Annotated in this window: 14 protein-coding genes; 7 read left to right on the forward strand and 7 right to left on the reverse strand. The window is 72.3% G+C overall.

Annotation, left to right across the window (positions count from 1 at the left end; genetic code table 11):
• The first annotated feature begins 338 nt into the window (after positions 1-338).
• Entirely contained in the window at positions 339-1,559 is a 1,221-nt protein-coding gene (locus tag QSK26_RS17365; RefSeq protein WP_285776196.1) for a saccharopine dehydrogenase family protein, read from the forward strand.
• 18 nt (positions 1,560-1,577) lie between these two features.
• Here QSK26_RS17365 and QSK26_RS17370 read toward each other — a convergent pair whose 3' ends face one another.
• Together QSK26_RS17370 and gabT are read right to left on the reverse strand one after the other, a co-directional pair.
• A complete protein-coding gene (locus QSK26_RS17370; protein ID WP_502888716.1) occupies positions 1,578-1,832 on the reverse strand; it encodes a hypothetical protein in 255 nt (84 codons plus the stop codon).
• A gap of 168 nt (positions 1,833-2,000) precedes the next feature.
• Positions 2,001-3,377 (reverse strand): 4-aminobutyrate--2-oxoglutarate transaminase, encoded by a 1,377-nt coding sequence (gabT, locus tag QSK26_RS17375; RefSeq protein ID WP_285776197.1) that lies wholly within the window; start codon positions 3,375-3,377, stop codon positions 2,001-2,003.
• Positions 3,378-3,478: 101 nt separating this feature from the next.
• Between gabT and QSK26_RS17380 the strand changes: the two genes are divergently transcribed.
• The gene (locus QSK26_RS17380; RefSeq protein ID WP_285776198.1) at positions 3,479-4,951 is read left to right on the forward strand and encodes a PucR family transcriptional regulator; all 1,473 of its coding nucleotides are present in this window, start codon (positions 3,479-3,481) and stop codon (positions 4,949-4,951) included.
• Positions 4,952-4,960: 9 nt separating this feature from the next.
• Here QSK26_RS17380 and QSK26_RS17385 read toward each other — a convergent pair whose 3' ends face one another.
• Positions 4,961-5,587: a TetR/AcrR family transcriptional regulator gene (locus QSK26_RS17385; protein WP_285776199.1), complete on the reverse strand. Its 627-nt coding sequence runs from the start codon at positions 5,585-5,587 to the stop codon at positions 4,961-4,963.
• Positions 5,588-5,814: 227 nt separating this feature from the next.
• Here QSK26_RS17385 and QSK26_RS17390 point away from each other — a divergent pair, with 227 nt between their 5' ends.
• The gene (locus QSK26_RS17390; protein WP_285776200.1) at positions 5,815-7,242 is read left to right on the forward strand and encodes an aldehyde dehydrogenase family protein; all 1,428 of its coding nucleotides are present in this window, start codon (positions 5,815-5,817) and stop codon (positions 7,240-7,242) included.
• 79 nt (positions 7,243-7,321) lie between these two features.
• On the opposite strand, the gene QSK26_RS17395 is transcribed toward QSK26_RS17390, so the two are convergent.
• Positions 7,322-8,473, reverse strand: a complete 1,152-nt coding sequence (locus QSK26_RS17395) for a trypsin-like serine peptidase (RefSeq protein WP_285776201.1) — start codon at positions 8,471-8,473, stop codon at positions 7,322-7,324.
• 47 nt (positions 8,474-8,520) lie between these two features.
• Positions 8,521-9,639, reverse strand: coding sequence for a trypsin-like serine peptidase (locus QSK26_RS17400; RefSeq protein WP_285776202.1), 1,119 nt, complete (start codon positions 9,637-9,639; stop codon positions 8,521-8,523).
• Positions 9,640-9,886: 247 nt separating this feature from the next.
• Between QSK26_RS17400 and dxr the strand changes: the two genes are divergently transcribed.
• The 4 genes from dxr to QSK26_RS17420 all read left to right on the forward strand — a co-directional run bounded on the left by dxr (position 9,887) and on the right by QSK26_RS17420 (position 15,124).
• Positions 9,887-11,095, forward strand: coding sequence for a 1-deoxy-D-xylulose-5-phosphate reductoisomerase (gene dxr / locus QSK26_RS17405; RefSeq protein ID WP_285776203.1), 1,209 nt, complete (start codon positions 9,887-9,889; stop codon positions 11,093-11,095).
• 197 nt (positions 11,096-11,292) lie between these two features.
• Complete coding sequence (ispG, locus tag QSK26_RS17410) at positions 11,293-12,456, forward strand: flavodoxin-dependent (E)-4-hydroxy-3-methylbut-2-enyl-diphosphate synthase (protein WP_285776204.1); 1,164 nt, start codon at positions 11,293-11,295, stop codon at positions 12,454-12,456.
• A gap of 132 nt (positions 12,457-12,588) precedes the next feature.
• A complete protein-coding gene (locus QSK26_RS17415) occupies positions 12,589-14,184 on the forward strand; it encodes an alpha/beta hydrolase (protein ID WP_285776205.1) in 1,596 nt (531 codons plus the stop codon).
• 97 nt (positions 14,185-14,281) lie between these two features.
• Complete coding sequence (locus tag QSK26_RS17420) at positions 14,282-15,124, forward strand: GNAT family N-acetyltransferase (RefSeq protein ID WP_285776504.1); 843 nt, start codon at positions 14,282-14,284, stop codon at positions 15,122-15,124.
• A gap of 9 nt (positions 15,125-15,133) precedes the next feature.
• Here QSK26_RS17420 and QSK26_RS17425 read toward each other — a convergent pair whose 3' ends face one another.
• Entirely contained in the window at positions 15,134-15,517 is a 384-nt protein-coding gene (locus tag QSK26_RS17425; protein WP_285776206.1) for a DUF3037 domain-containing protein, read from the reverse strand.
• Positions 15,514-16,314, reverse strand: a complete 801-nt coding sequence (locus QSK26_RS17430; protein WP_285776207.1) for a HipA family kinase — start codon at positions 16,312-16,314, stop codon at positions 15,514-15,516. The genes QSK26_RS17425 and QSK26_RS17430 overlap by 4 nt, the downstream gene beginning before the upstream one ends.
• Between the last annotated feature and the right edge of the window lies 1 nt (position 16,315).

Genomic DNA, 16,315 nt, shown 5'->3' on the forward strand with positions numbered 1-16,315 from the left:
GGGGCAGGGCATCCCTCTGCGCCAGGCTCAAGCTTCGCTGTCGCGGGATAGCGATCTTAAAACGCAAGAAACCAGGTCCTGGTGATTTCGCCTGCCCGTTCGAGCGGTTTCCCTCGTCGATCCCCTTGACTTCCGGGCCGGGCCTGGTGGCCGAAGGGGCTGTGGCCGCCACCCTCGAACTCGCCGGAGACTCGCCGGCCCCCTCCGCACAGCCGCCGACAACTGACCCCCACCTGTCACGGCAGCGCTCACGAGCCCACCTAGATCCCAACCTGGAACTCCGACTGAATGACCAGTCAGCTTCCGACTGAATGACCAGTCAGTGTATGGTCGAGGGCATGAGGATTCTTCTGGTCGGAGCCGGCGGGGTCGGCTCGGCCGTGCTGCCCATCGCCGCGCGGCGGGATTTCTTCGAGAGCATCGTGGTGGCCGACTACCAGCCGGAGCGGGCGGCCGAGGCGGTGGCCAGGGTCGGTGACCCGCGGTTCAGCGCGATCGCGCTCGACGCGGCGAACCGGCGGGAGGTGGCCGACGCGCTCCGCGAGCACCGGTGCGACGTGCTGTTCAACGCGGTGGACCCGAGGTTCACCATGCCGTTGTTCCACGCCGCGCTGGACGCGGGGGTGCACTACCTCGACATGGCGATGTCGCTGTCCCGGCCGCATCCCAGCCGGCCGTACGAGGCGCCCGGGGTGAAGCTGGGGGACGAGCAGTTCGCGCTCGACCCGGCGTGGCGGGCCGCGGACCGGCTGGCGCTGGTCGGCATGGGCGTCGAGCCGGGTCTCTCCGACGTCTTCGCGCGCTATGCCGCGGACCACCTGTTCACCCGCATCGACGAGATCGGCATCCGGGACGGCGCGGACCTCGTCGTGGACGGGCACGGCTTCGCCCCCACCTTCTCCGTGTGGACGACCATCGAGGAGTGCCTGAACCCGCCGCTGATCTGGGAGGACGGCCGGTGGCGGACGACGGAGCCGTTCAGCGAGCCGGAGGTCTTCGAGTTCCCCGACGGCATCGGGGCGGTGGAGTGCGTCAACGTCGAGCACGAGGAGGTCGTCCTGGTGCCCCGCTGGGTGGACGCCAAGCGGGTGACGTTCAAGTACGGGCTGGGCGCGGAGTTCGTGGGCGTGCTGCGGACGCTGCGCAAGATCGGACTGGACAGCTCGGAGAAGATCGCCGTGGGCGGGGTGAAGGTGGCGCCGCGCGACGTGGTGGCCGCCCTGCTGCCCGACCCGGCCACCCTCGGCGACCGGATGCGCGGCAGGACCTGCGCGGGCACCTGGGTGAAGGGCGAGGGCAAGGACGGCGCCCCCCGGGAGGTCTACCTCTACCACGTGGTGGACAACGAGTGGTCGATGCGGGAGTACGGCTCGCAGGCCGTGGTCTGGCAGACCGCGATCCATCCCGTCGTCGCGCTGGAACTCGTCGCGAGCGGGGTCTGGCGGGGCACGGGCGTGCTCGGGCCCGAGGCGTTCGACGCGGTGCCGTTCCTGGACCTGCTCAACGAGTACGGCTCGCCGTGGGGACTGCGCGAGCAGACGGTGTCGCTCGCGTCATAGCGGCCGGGGCGGGACCGCTCACGGGAACGCGGCGCTCGTGCGGACGTGGGCGGTCAGGACCTCCTCGGGTGGTGAGGGACACAGCGCCTCGGCGCAGTCGGGACACGCGAACACCCGCGCGCGGTTCGGCAGCGTGCCGACACGGATCCGCGGCCGGGGCCATTTCTTGTGGCACACCACGCAGGCGTCGCCGTCGCGTTGCGCGCCTGTCAGGCCCTCAGGGTCGAACGTCAACATGATCCGTGCCTTTTCGGTCGGATCCCAGCTCATCATGCTCCCTGTGCTGATCGCCCAGCCTTATACCGGAACCGTTATAACCCCGCCTCCCTCACTGATCGCTTAGCGCGGCGTCAAGGTGGGGTTAAATCACCGGAAGTACCCTTCCCGCAGAACGACAAAAAGGGCACCAAGCAAGAAGCCGGGTGCCCCATATGTCCGGATCTAAACCTCGGTGATGGCCTTCTCCAGGATGCCGAGCCCCTCTTCGAGCAGGTGGTCGGGCATGACCAGCGGCGGAAGGAAGCGCAACACGTTGCCGTACGTGCCGGCCGTGAGCACGAGCAGGCCCTCCGCGTGGCAGCGCCTGGCCACCGCGGCGGTGGCGACCGGGTCGGGCTCCTTGGTGCCCGGCCTGACCAGCTCGATCGCGATCATCGCGCCGCGCCCGCGCACGTCCCCGACCAGCTCCGACCGCTCGGCGAGCGCGCGCAGCCGGGGCAGCATGACCGAGCCGATGTGCCGGGCCCGGCCCACGAGGTCGTCCCGCTCGATGGTCTCGAAGACGCCGAGCGCCGCCTCGCAGGCGAGCGGGTTGCCGCCGAAGGTGCCGCCGAGCCCGCTGACGTGCACGGAGTCCATCAGCTCCGCCCTGCCGGTCACCGCGGCGAGCGGCAGGCCGCCCGCGATGCCCTTGGCCGTGCAGATCAGGTCCGGCACGATGCCCTCGTCCTCGCAGGCGAACAGGTCGCCGGTCCTGGCGAAGCCGGTCTGCACCTCGTCGGCGACGAAGACGATGCCGTTGGCCCGGCAGAACTCCAGGACGCGCGGCAGGAACCCGCGCGCGGGCTCGATGAAGCCGCCCTCCCCGGCGATCGGCTCGATGACCACGGCGGCGACCTTCTCTGCCCCGATCTGCTTGGTGATCATGTCGATGGCCTGCGCGGCGGCCTCCTCCGCGCAGTTCTCCCTGCCGGTCGGCCAGCGGAACGGGTACGCCAGCGGCACCCGGTAGACCTCCGGAGCGAACGGCCCGAAGCCGTCCTTGTAGGGCATGTTCTTGGCGGTGAGCGTCATCGTCAGCAGGGTGCGGCCGTGGTAGCCGTGGTCGAAGACGACGACCGCCTGCCGCCCGGTGGCGTGCCTGGCCACCTTGACGGCGTTCTCCACCGCCTCCGCGCCGGAGTTCACCAGGAAGGTGCGCTTCTCGTGGTCGCCCGGGGTGAGCCGGTTCAGCGTCTCGCACACCTCGACGTACGACTCGTACGGCGTGACCATGAAACAGGTGTGCGTGAAGTCGGCCACCTGCCTGGTGACCCGCTCGACCACCCGGGGGGCCGCGTTCCCCACGCTGGTGACCGCGATGCCGGAGCCGAAGTCGATCAGCGAGTTGCCGTCGGCGTCCACGACCACGCCGCCGCCGGCCCTGGTGACGAACACCGGCAGCGTCGTGCCGATGCCCGGAGGCACCGCGGCCTGCTTGCGCGCGAGCAGCTCGCGCGACCTCGGACCGGGGATCTCGGTGCGCAGGCGCCGCTCCTGGGGGAGTGCCGGCCCGCCGTGCGTGTCGTTCGTGCCGCTCATACCGCTCTTACCGCTCATAAGTGCGACGCTACGGTCCCGGCCGCCCGGTGCCGATGCTGCACTATGGCAGACTGAAACCATCCGGATTATCCAGAACGTACAAGCCGGATACCGGGGTGATGGGCGTGACGCCTACGTTGCGGCGGGTGGTGGCGATCGTACCGCTCCGGCTGCGGGTGCTCACCGGCGCGGACGCGCTCGACCGGCCGGTGCGCTGGGTGGCCGTCAGCGAGCTGGAGGACCCCACGCCCTTCCTCGAAGGGGGCGAGCTGCTGCTCACCACCGGGATGCGGCTCACCTCCGAGAACGCCGCGGCCTACGTGCGCAGGCTCGTCGCCCGCCAGGTGGCCGGGCTGGGCTTCGGCGTCGGGCTGGGCCACGAGGCGATCCCGGACGAGCTGGTACGCGTCGCGGCCGAGGCCGGCCTGCCGCTGGTGGAGGTGCCGCGGGAGATCCCGTTCGTCGCCGTCGGCAAGGCGGTCAGCGACCTGCTGGCCGCCGAGCAGCACGAGGAGCTCAGCCACGCCTTCGCCGCCCAGGGCAGGCTGACCAGGGCGGCGCTGCGGCCCGACGGCATGCGGGCGGTGGTGCGGCGGCTCGCCAGGGAGATCGGCGGCTGGGCCGTGCTGCTCGACCCCGGCGGAGCCGTGCTCGCCGCGGCCGGCGACGACCTCGACGAGGACTCGCCCGAGATCGGCGAACGGGTGGCGGACCTGCTGCCCGAGCTCGACCGGCTCAAGGACCGGCCCGGCAGCGTGGCCGTCTCCACCCCCGGCCAGCACGTGATCGCGCAACCGCTCGGCGGCGCCCGCAGGGTCCGCGGGTTCTTCGCCGTCGGGCTGGACCGCGCCTTCTCCCCGGTCGCGCACACCGTCGTGAACGTCGCCTGCTCCCTGCTCACCCTCGCCCTGGAACGCGAGGCGGAGGAACCCGCCGCCGAGCGCCGCGTGCGCTCCGCCGTACTGCGCCTGCTGCTGGCCGGGCAGCGGGAGGCCGCCTGCCACGCCCTCGCCGCCCTCGGCGACCGGCTGCCCGAGGGCGACGTCTCCGTCCTCGCCACCGCGGCGGACCAGGAGGCGGTGCGGGAGGAGGCCGCCGGGGTCTTCGCCGCCGCGCTGGACGGCATGACGGTCTTCGTCGTCCCGGCCGCGCGCGCCGGCCAGGTGGCCGAGGCGGTGGCCCGGCACGGGCCGGTCGGCGTCGGCGGGCCCGCTCCGCTGGACGGGCTGAGCGCCGGCCTGGACCGCGCCCGGCGCGCGCTCGCCGCCGCCCGCCGGGCCGGCACGCCGGTCATGAGCTTCGCCGACCTGCCCGGCCAGGGCCTGCTCGCCCTGCTCGACCCGGCCGCCGCGGACGCCTTCGCCGCCGCCCTGCTGGCCCCGCTCACCGAGTACGGCTCCCGCGCCGACCTGCTGGAGTCGCTGCGCGCCTACCTCGCCTGCAACGGCCACTGGGACGCCGCGGCCCAGCGGCTGGGCGTGCACCGGCACACCCTCCGCTACCGGATGCGCAAGGTCGCCGAACTCCTCGGCCGCGACCTCGACGACCCGGCCGCCCGCGCCGAACTCTGGATCGCCCTCAGCAGGCTCTGAACCGCGGGATCAGCGCCGGTTGACGAGGTAACCGCAGATGGTGGCCGTGGTGACCGTGTCGTAGGTGGCCGGGCCGCGCAGGTGGCCGGCCCGCTCCAGGCTGATGGCCCCCTGGGCGGCGGCCCAGAGCGCGTCGGCGATCTTGCGGGGCTGGGTCGGCGTGATGTAGCCGGCGGAGATGCAGTCGGCGATCGCCCGGTCCAGGATGTTCAGCGCCGCCCTGGCCAGGGTGCGGGCCCGCTCGCTCGGCTCGAAGCCGGGGATCGCCTTCTCGAACATCAGGCTGTAGTAGACGGGCTCCTCCAGGCACGCCTCCCGGTAGGCCGGGCCGAGCGCCGTGAGGTACTCCAGCGGGTCCTTGCGCAGCGGCACGGCCTCCAGCCGGCGGCGGAACCGCTCGAAGCCCTCCAGGTACAACGCCTCGGCGAGGCCCTCCTTGCTGCCGAACATCGTGTAGATCACGGTCGTGGAACAGCCCGCCTCCGTGGCGATGCGGCGCATGGTGAGGCTGTCGGGGCCATGCGTGAGCAGCAGGTCCCCCGCGACGTCGAGAAGACGCTTGCGAAGCTCGTCGTGCGAGGTGCGCTCTCCGAGGAGGTAGGCGCCCTGGAGCCCGAGCGGCGCCGACGAGGTCATGAGGTCACGCCCTTCTGATCATGGGCCCGCACGTGACCCGCACCCGTTGACTTAACCAAGGCAGCGAAAGTTCAAACCGCTCTACATGAAGAAACATAGGGATAAGGGGTTGTTTTCGTTACAGCCCACGGCGGGGAAATATTCTTGTCCGTGGTGGTGCGCATAGGACCGGGGATTGTGCGGTCTGGAGTAAAGCCGCCGGGCCGCCGGTGACATAGCGTCGGACCATGGACGTACGCCCCTTCTGGCTCGCCGGTCGCCCCGCCACCGGTGACGGCGAGCTGACCGTGACCAACTCCCACGACGGCAGGGTCGTCGGGATCGCCTCCGTGCCGACCGCCGGCCAGGTCGAGCAGGCCGTCGCCGCCGCGGCGGCCGTGGCCGGGGAAGCCGCCGCGCTGCCGATCCACGTGCGGGCCGAGGCCCTCGCCCACGTGGCCCGCCGCATCGGCGAGCGGGCCGACGAGATCGCCCGGCTCATCACGGAGGAGAACGGCAAACCGATCTTCTGGTCCCGCGGCGAGGTCAACCGGGCCGTCTCCACCTTCCGCTTCGCCGCCGAGGAGACCAGGCGGTTCTCCGGCGAGGTGCAGCGGCTCGACACCGAGGCCGCCGCGACCGGCCGGCTGGCCTACGTGTCCCGGGTGCCGCACGGCCCGGTGCTCGCGATCACGCCCTTCAACTTCCCGCTGAACCTCGTCGCGCACAAGGTGGCCCCGGCCGTCGCCGTCGGCGCCCCGGTGATCGTCAAGCCCGCGCCCGCCACGCCGCTGTCGTCGCTGCTGCTCGGCGAGATCCTGGCCGAGACCGCGCTGCCCGAGGGGATGTTCTCGGTGCTCCCGGTGCCCAACGACCGCGCAGGCGACCTCGTCGCCGACCCCCGGCTGCCGGTCGTGTCGTTCACCGGCTCCGCGCCGGTCGGCTACGCGATCAGGGACCGCATCCCGGGCAAGCACGTCACCCTGGAGCTCGGCGGCAACGCGGCGGCGGTCGTGCTGGCCGACGCCGACCTCGACTGGGCGGCGTCGCGGATCGCGCTCTTCTCCAACTACCAGGCCGGGCAGAGCTGCATCGCGGTGCAGCGGGTGATCGTCGAGGACGCGGTCTACGACGCCTTCGTCGAGCGGCTCCTGCCCGCCGTCGGCGCCCTGGTCACCGGCGACCCGGCCGACGAGAAGACCCAGGTCGGCCCGATGGTGTCGGTGCAGGCCGCGGAGCGGGTCGAACAGTGGGTGGGCGAGGCGGTGGCCGCGGGCGCCAAGGTGCTCGCCGGAGGCACCCGTGACGGCGCGACCTTCGCGCCGACCGTCCTCGCCGACGTGCCCCGCGACGCCAAGGTCTGCCGCGAGGAGGTCTTCGGCCCGGTCATGGCGCTGTCCAGGGTCTCCGGCGTGGACGAGGCGTTCGCCGAGGTCAACGACTCCAGGTACGGGCTCCAGGCCGGGGTGTTCACCCGCTCCCTCGACGTCGCCTTCCGCGCCAACCGCGAGCTGGAGGTCGGCGGCCTGATCATCGGCGACGTGCCGTCCTACCGGGCCGACCAGATGCCCTACGGCGGCGTGAAGGAGTCGGGGGCGGGCCGCGAGGGGCTGAGCTCCGCGATGGCCGACTACACCTACGAGAAGGTGATGGTCCTCACCGGCCTGGTCCTCTGATCCGGCCCGGCCACGCGGCCCGGCGGCGAGGCGGCCGAACCCGCTCACCTCGCCGCCGTCCGCCCGGGCCCCGCCGCGGTCACGCCCGCCCGGCGGTGGCGTAGAGCTCCTTCGCGGAGGCGCCGAAGTAGGGGCCGTACATGGTGCGGTGGTCGTTGCCGTACTTGAAGCTGCTCACCGACGTCACCGTGCCCCGGCCGCCCGCCGCGTCGAAGCCGGACAGCCACGGGCCGCCGCTGGACCCCGCCGTCATGTCACAGCCCAGGCCCTGGTCCTGCGTCCCCCCGTAGGGGTCCTGGCGGACCCGGCCCGCGCAGTAGATGAGCCGCCTGCCGTCGTAGGGCGGGTCGGCGGGGAAGCCGAAGCCGTAGGTCTGCTGGCCGCGCGGGCCGTTGAAGCCGATCTCCTGGAAGCCGACGACGTCGGCCACGTGCCTGCCCCTGTGGGTGTTGAGCGCCACCATGCCGACGTCGTGGCTGTCGTCGCCCTTGCCCGACCACTGCTTGGCGACGAACATCCGGCGCGCGGTGAACGTGCCGTAGGGCTTAGCGCCCTCCTGGTAACCGGGGACGAAGGTCCAGTTCTCGGCCCACGGGCCGGTGCCGTCCTTCAGGCAGTGGCCGGCGGTGACGACGAGGTCGCGGTTGCGGCTGCGGATCGTGCTGGCCGAGCAGACGAAGTCGACGCCGGACATGGTGAGGAAGACCCGGCCGGTGGTGCGGGTCACCGCCCCGCCCGCGCTCCACCGGGTGCCCGAGCTGACCGCGCCGGGCCGTTCCGCCCGCGCGTGCTCCCGCCCGCCGATGGCGAGGCGCGACGCCCGCGCGGACGGCACGGGCACGCCGAGGCCCCCGGCGACGCCGCGCGCCGTCTCACCCGCCGTGTCATCGGACATGTCACCGGCCACGTGCCCGGTGCGCCCGAACGCGCCGGACAGGTCGATCGGGACGGCGGCCGCGATCCGCCGGGGCGTCCAGTAGGCGCGCACGCGGCGCTGCTCCGATCTGCTGACCGCGGCCAGGTGCTCGACGACGTGCCCGGCGACACTTCCGGTGAGGTGCTCGGCGACGTGGCGCACGGGACCGGCCTTGGACCGCTGCACGGAGGGATGCGGGGCGGAGACGCGGGCGAGACGCTGCCCGTCGGGCTCGGCGGCGGGCCGGCCCTCGGGGGCGCCCACCAGACCGGCGAGGAGCGCCGCGGCCGCAAGCAGGGGGAGGCTCGTGGTCATACGACCCGAGTATGGACTACGCAAAGTGTCCGTGCCGCTACTTCACGTCAGGTCGCGCCGTCACGCTGGGCGGCGTCGTAGACCGCCTTGGCCTCGGGGCCGAAGTAGGGGGCGAACATCCAGTCCTGGGCGAAGTTGTACTTGAAGCTGTTCACCGAGTTCTGCGTGCCCAGCCCCGTCGACTCGTCGAACCCGAGGAACCACGGGCCGCCGCTGGAGCCGCCGGTCATCGCGCAGGTCAGGCCGAGCCCGCGGGACAGCAGGAAGTCGTCGAACGCCCGTCCCGAGCAGTAGGTCAGCCGGGAGCCGTCGTACGGGCTCGCCGCCGGGTAGCCGAAGGAGTGCATCTGCCTGCGGCGTCCCTGGTTGAAGGCGACGCCCTGGCCGCCGACCACCTCGGTCAGCGACCGCCCGTCCAGCGGCGCGACCACGGCGGCGGCGAGGTCGTGGTCGACGTTCTCGTCGTCGCTCCACTGCGGCGTGGTGAGCAGCCTGGTGGCCACCCAGGTGCCGTACGGCCGGCTGCCCCGGTCGTACCCGGGGACGAAGACCCAGTTGCCGTGGAAGACGCCGCCCATCTTCACGCAGTGGCCCGCCGTGATCACCACGCTCTTGTTCGCGCTGGTCACGGCGCTGCCCGAGCAGGAGGCGTTGCGTCCCTGGTAGGTGAAGAAGACCCGGCCGGTGGTCTTCGCGACCGCGCCGCCCCTGGTCCACGTCGCGCCCGGCGTCGCCCTGGCGGCGGCCAGGGCCTGGCTCTGGCTCTGGGCCTGGCTCTGGGCCTGGGGCTGCTGGCTCTGGGCCTGGGGCTGCTGGGTCTGGGCCTGGGGGGCCGTTCCGGCCGCCTTGCCGGGCGCGGTCGGCGGGATGGTCACCGGGGCGCCGGTGGGCGGGAGCGCCCGGGAGGCGGTGGGGCCGGTCGAGGGGGACAGGCGGGCGCGGGGCGTCTTGCGGGCGGGGAGGTCGAGCGGTCGCGCCGCCTCCATCTTCGCGGGCGTCCAGTACTTCCGGACCGTCCGCTGCTCCGGACCGCTGTCCGCCGCCGCCCTCGCGATCGGCTTCGGAGCCTGCGCGCCGTACGCGGTCCCGGCGGGGAGCAGGGCCGCTCCCAGGGCGCCTCCCACGGCGAGCGAGACGATGGGCACGAGACGTGCCGTGCGGTGCATGGATTTACCTCCCGATACGCGGATTGCTGGGTTCGGAAGGTAGTAGGCCCCTTATCCCGATTTCTCAAGATTTACAGAGATAGATATGGGCAAGTTCTGGCATAAACCACATGGAGATCAATAGTCACAGGAGTTCTCTTTTTTCATACTGACCTTTTCGGATCGCTGGAAAACGGGCCTTCTGTGTGCTTGGGGATGTCCCTCCGGCGGGGCTGCGCACAACGGGACTGTGGGGGACAATGGGGCGATGCACCCACACTCCGCACGTTCTGTTGTCCTGCTGGGCTCTACCGGCTCGATCGGTACCCAGGCCCTCGACGTGATCGCGCGCAACCCCGGCAGGTTCCGGGTCTCCGGGCTGGCGGCGGGAGGGGCGCGGGTGGACCTGCTGGCCCGCCAGGCGGCCGAGTTCGGGGTCGAGGTCGTGGCCGTGGCCGACCCCACGGCGGTGCCCGCGCTGCGTGAGGCGCTCGCCGCGCTCGGGTCGCGGGCCGAGGTGCTCGCCGGTCCCGAAGGCGTCGCGGAGGCGGCCTCCTGGCCGTGCGACGTGGTGCTCAACGGCATCGACGGCGCCCTCGGGCTCGCCTCGACGCTGGCCGCGCTGGAGGCGGGCAGGGTGCTCGCGCTCGCCAACAAGGAGTCCCTGATCATGGGTGGGCCGCTGGTCAAGCGGCTCGCCAAGCCCGGCATGCTGCTGCCCGTCGACTCCGAGCACTCCGCGCTGGCCCAGTGCCTGTGGGCGGTCGGCCCGGACGGCGCGCCCATGCCGCCGGGGCGCGAGGTGAGCCGGCTGATCGTGACCGCCAGCGGCGGCCCGTTCCGCGGCCGGTCGCGGGCCGACCTCGCGGACGTGACGCCCGAGCAGGCGGCGGCCCATCCCACCTGGTCGATGGGCCCGGTGATCACGATCAACTCCGCGACGCTGGTCAACAAGGGCCTGGAGGTCATCGAGGCCCACCTGCTCTACGACATCGGCTTCGACCGGATCACCGTGGTGGTGCACCCGCAGTCCGTGATCCACTCCATGGTGGAGTTCGCGGACGGGTCGGTGATCGCCCAGGCCAGCCCGCCCGACATGCGGCTGCCCATCTCGCTCGCCCTCGGCTGGCCCGAGCGGGTGCCGGACGCCGCGCCCGCCGTCGACTGGACCACCGCCCACTCCTGGACCTTCGAGCCGCTCGACGACGAGGCGTTCCCCTCGGTGCAGCTCGCCCGCCAGGTCGGTACGGCGGGCGGCACCGCCCCCGCCGTGTACAACGCGGCCAACGAGGTGTGCGTGGAGGCGTTCCGGGCGGGCCGCCTGCCGTTCCTCGGCATCGTCGACACCGTCGCCGACGTCGTCGCCGAGCACGCGCCGACCCCCGCGGAGAGCGTGGAGGAGATCCTCGCCGCCGACGCCTGGGCGCGCGCCCGGGCCGCCGAACTGACCGCCCGGCACGCCGCGACGGGCGCCTGACCGCCCCGGCGTGGCAGGCGCCTGACCGCCGCGAACCGCGCATATTGCGCGAAGTTGTGGCGGGAAGGGCACGAACGCATGGCGGGCCGGTGGCCAGGCGGACAACGGCGGCGCCGCCCGCCCGCCACTACTTACACTGGTGGGGTCGGAAGATGCGGCTGAGGTCCGGTCGCCCGCCTAACATGCAAGGTGTTGTGATGTCTGTTGATCTTGGGATTCCCGCCGTGCGTTCCCGGCCGCTCGCCGAGCGCAGGAGGTCTCGTCAGATCATGGTCGGTTCCGTCCCGGTGGGCGGCGACGCTCCGGTGACGGTGCAGTCCATGACCACCACCGTCACGGCAGACATCAACGCCACGTTGCAGCAGATCGCGGAGCTGACGGCCTCCGGCTGCCAGATCGTCCGGGTGGCCGTGCCCTCCCAGGACGACGCCGACGCGCTGCCGGTGATCGCCCGCAAGTCGCAGATCCCGGTGATCGCGGACATCCACTTCCAGCCGAAGTACGTGTTCGCCGCCATCGAGGCCGGATGCGCGGCGGTCCGGGTCAACCCGGGCAACATCAAGAAGTTCGACGACAAGGTGGGCGAGATCGCGCGGGCCGCGGCCGACCACGGCGTCCCGATCCGGATCGGCGTCAACGCGGGCTCCCTCGACCCCCGCCTGCTGCAGAAGTACGGCAAGGCCACCCCGGAGGCGCTGGTCGAGTCGGCGCTGTGGGAGTGCTCGCTGTTCGAGGAGCACGACTTCCGGGACATCAAGATCTCCGTCAAGCACCACGACCCGGTCGTCATGATCCAGGCATACCGGCTGCTCGCCGAGAAGTGCGACTACCCGCTGCACCTCGGCGTCACCGAGGCCGGACCGGCCTTCCAGGGCACGGTCAAGTCCGCGGTCGCCTTCGGCGCGCTGCTCGCCGAGGGCATCGGCGACACGATCAGGGTCTCGCTGTCCGCCCCGCCGGTCGAGGAGGTCAAGGTCGGCATCGGCATCCTGGAGTCGCTCAACCTGCGCGAGCGCGGCCTGGAGATCGTCTCCTGCCCGTCGTGCGGCCGGGCCCAGGTCGACGTCTACACGCTGGCCGAGCAGGTGCACGCGGGTCTCGACGGCCTCAAGGTGCCGCTGCGGGTGGCCGTCATGGGCTGCGTCGTCAACGGCCCGGGCGAGGCCCGCGAGGCCGACCTCGGCGTCGCCTCCGGCAACGGCAAGGGGCAGATCTTCGTCAAGGGCAAGGTCGTCAAGACCGTGCCGGAGTCCCAGATCGTGGAGACCCTCATCGAGGAGGCCATGCGCCTGGCCGAGGAGATGGGCGTCGAGATCGACTTCGACGACGACGCCTCCGGTCCCGAGGTCGTCGTGCGCTGACCGTCCGCCAGACGGCTACAGATGGCAACGTGTTGATTACAGGTTGGCAATCAGTGGCCTTGATTCTTCGTGACGCGATCCTCGCTTGGTGGAACATCGCCTCTGTCCTATGAGCAGAGGGGGAGTCACCGAGTGAAGAGGGTCATCGGGATCGTCAGCGGGTTGTCGTTGCTGGCCGTCGGGGCAGACGGCGCGGCGGCGTACGCCGGGGAGGCCGCGCCGGGGGAGCGGCCGTCCTCGGCGCCGCGCGCCTCCGTCGTGTGGGGGCCGTGCGGTGAGGGCAAGAAGCCGGGGGAGGGTTCCGGCGGCGAAGCCCGCGGCGTCGAATGCGGCAACGTGCGGGTGCCCCTCGACTACCGCACGCCGGGCGGCCAGACGATCCAGCTCGCGCTGAAGCGGGTCAGGGGCACCGCCTCACGCGACCACAACCACCTGGGCGTGCTGCTCGTCAATCCCGGCGGCCCCGGCGCCTCCGGCCTCGACCTCGGCCCGCAGGTCGCCGCCGCCCTCCCGGCCGAGGTCGCCGCGCGGTACGACGTGATCGGCTTCGACCCGCGCGGCGTCGGGTCCAGCGAGCCCGCGCTGACCTGCGTGGACGCGAAGAAGTACTACGAGCCGCCGCGGCTGGACGCCGTCCCGGCGAACGCGGCGGAGGAGCGCGCGCTCGTCAACAGGGCCAGGGGTTACGCGCAGGCGTGCGCCAACCGGTGGTCCTGGATGCTCCCGCACATCAACACCGAGAACTCCGCGCGGGACCTCGACGTGATCCGCATGGCGCTGGGCGAGGAGAAGATCAGCTACCTGGGCTACTCCTACGGCTCCTACCTCGGCGCCGTCTACGCCACGCTGTACCCGAGCCGGGTGCGCAGGCTCGTCCTGGACAGCGTGGTGGACCCGGCCGGCCGCTGGTACGAGTCGAACATCGCTCAGAACCACGCCTTCGAGCGCAGGCACGCCGACTTCCTCGCCTGGGTGGCCCGGCACGACGACGTCTACCGGCTCGGCGCCGACGCCCGCGCCGTCCGCTTCGCCTGGTACTCGATGCGCGACCGGGTGCGCAGGCGTCCCGCGGCCGGCGTCGTCGGCCCGAGCGAGCTGGACGACACCTTCATGATCGCCGGATACACCGCCACCGTGTGGCCGCAGCTCGCCGAGGCGTTCTCCGGGTACGCGCGCAGAGGGGAGACCCGCGGCCTGGTCGCCGCCTTCCGCCAGCACGGCGAGAACGACGCGGAGGACGAGAACAACTACGCCGTCTACCTGAGCGTGCAGTGCCGCGACGCCCCCTGGCCGCGCGACTGGCGGCGCTGGCACGCCGACATGACCGCCTCGCACCGCAGCTCCCGCTTCCTCACCTGGCCGAACGCCTGGTACAACGCCCCGTGCGCCTTCTGGCCGGAGCGCGGCGGCACGCCGGTGCCGATCAAGTCGTCCCCCAAGCTGCCGCCCATCCTCATGCTCCAGTCCGAGCGCGACGCCGCCACGCCGTACGCGGGGGCGCTGCGCATGCGGCGGGTGCTGCCGAGCGCGCGGCTGGTCACCGAGCCCGGCGGCAACCACGGCGTCTCGCTCGGCGGGAACACCTGCGTGGACCGGCACCTCGTGCAGTACCTGCGTGACGGCAGCCTGCCCGGCGGGCGGGCCCGCACGTCGGGGACGCTGCCGGACCTGAAGTGCCCCGGGGTCCCGGCGCCGCGGCCGGCGGCGGCACAGGCGGGCGGTCGCTGACGGCCGCTTTCCGGGGGAGTTTCCGCGTGCGGTGATGAAGCGGGGGTCTGCGTCGGTTCCTGCTAAATTCGGGGAGGTCGCGTACGCTTGGCGCGTGATGCTGCGCACAACGGCGTCGCGCGTGCTGGACGACAACGACCGCGAAGAGGTGCTCGCCCTCCTCGACGCCGATCCTGTCGCCAACGTCTTCGTCGCCTCCCGTGTCCGGTCCGTAGGGCTGCACCCCGCCAGGCTCGGCGGGCAGATGTGGGGGTTCGGATCACGCGGGGCGCTCACCTCTCTGTGTTATGCCGGGGCGAACCTGGTGCCCGTGAACGCGGGCACCGAGGCCGTGCACGCGTTCGCCGACAGGGCGCGCAGACAGGGCCGGCGTTGCTCGTCCATCGTCGGCCCCGCGGACGCCGTGACCGAGCTGTGGCGCCTCCTTGAGCCGCACTGGGGGCCGGCCCGCGCGATCCGCTGGGCGCAGCCGGTCATGACGATCTCCTCCCGGCCGCTGGTGACCCCCGATCCGCTGGTCCGGCGGGTCCGCAGCGAGGAGTTCGAGATCGTGCTCCCCGCGTGCGTGGCGATGTTCACCGAGGAGGTCGGCGTCTCACCGGACACCGGCGACGGCGGCGCGCTCTACCGGACCCGGGTGGCCGAGCTGATCCGGATCGGCCGCTCGTACGCGCGGATCGACGGCCGGCAGGTGGTCTTCAAGGCCGAGATCGGCGCGGTCACCCCGCAGGCCTGCCAGATCCAGGGCGTCTGGGTGCACCCCGACCGCCGCGGCGAGGGCCACGCCACCGCGGGCATGGCCGCCGTCGTCGCCGCCGCCCTGGACTGCTTCGCCCCGGTCGTCAGCCTCTACGTCAACGACTTCAACGCCCCCGCCCGCGCGGTCTACACGAAGGTCGGCTTCGAACAGGTCGGCACGTTCACATCCGTCCTGTTCTGACCGGCGGGCTCAGAGGCGGGCGGTCCTGACCAACTGGGCGAACAGCCTGCCGAGCTCGGCCTCCGGGTCGGCGGTCAGGCCGGCGTGGACCGGACCGCTCTGCACGATGGTGCTGCGCGGCGCGGTCAGCCAGCGGAACCGCTCACCCGGCGACTCCTCCGCCAGCGGGCCGAGGCTCCCCTCGCACGCCTTCGTGTACGCCTCCAGCGACCGGCGCACCGCCTCGGTGTCCGCGTGCGGGTCGAGGGCGCGCAGCCGTACGGCGTCCAGCTCGACCTTCGCGCACAGGAAGTCGCGCGGCTGGCAGTAGACGATCACGCCCGCGTTGATCAGCTCGCCGCGCTCGATCCTCGGGATGACCCGGATCACCGCGTACTCGTAGACCGCCTTCACCGGGATTCCTTCCAGAACGGCACGCCGGGGCCGCCCGTACGGCGCGGCGCGGTGGGATCGGGCAGCCACCCGCGCGGACCGTGCGCGCGGGCCAGCAGGTGTTCGACATACGCCTCGCGGACCGCGGCCGGCGAGCCGAAGCCGGACTCGCCGGCCAGCCACTCGTCGGGCACCTCGGCGGTCGCCTTCTCCAGCAGTTCCCGGGTGATCCGGCCGGACAGCTCGGCATCCGCCTCGGGCAGCTCGGTGGCGAACGGCGCGAGCACGTGGTCGCCGCCGTCGAAGGGCCGCTGCGGGTCGGCCGTGCGCCAGTTGTGGTGGAACCAGAGCGCCGCGCCGTGGTCGATGAGCCAGATGTCGCCGTGCCAGACGAGCAGGTTGGGGTTGCGCCAGCTCCGATCCACGTTGTGGATCAGCGCGTCGAACCAGAGCAGCCGGGAGGCCAGGCCGGGATCCGGGGTCATCGCCAGCGGCTCGAACCCCAGCGCCCCCGGCAGGAAGTCCACCGCCAGGTTGTGCCCCTCGCTGGCCTTGAGCAGGTCCTGGATCTCCTCGTCCGGTTCCCGGGCGCCGAGCTGGGGGTCGATGTCGATGATCTTCAGGTCGGGCGTGCGGAAGCCGAGCCCGCGGGCCAGCTCCGCGCAGATGATCTCCGCGACCAGCACCCGCACACCCTGCCCGGCCCCCCGGAACTTCACCGCATACGTACCGAGATCCTCGGCCTCGACGACCCCCGGCAGCGAACCGCCCTCCCGGAGCGGCACCACATACCGAGTCCCCGTGATCACATCCAACACC

Origin of the sequence: Microtetraspora sp. NBRC 13810, from assembly GCF_030268685.1 — a bacterium.
Lineage (GTDB): Bacteria > Actinomycetota > Actinomycetes > Streptosporangiales > Streptosporangiaceae > BSRQ01.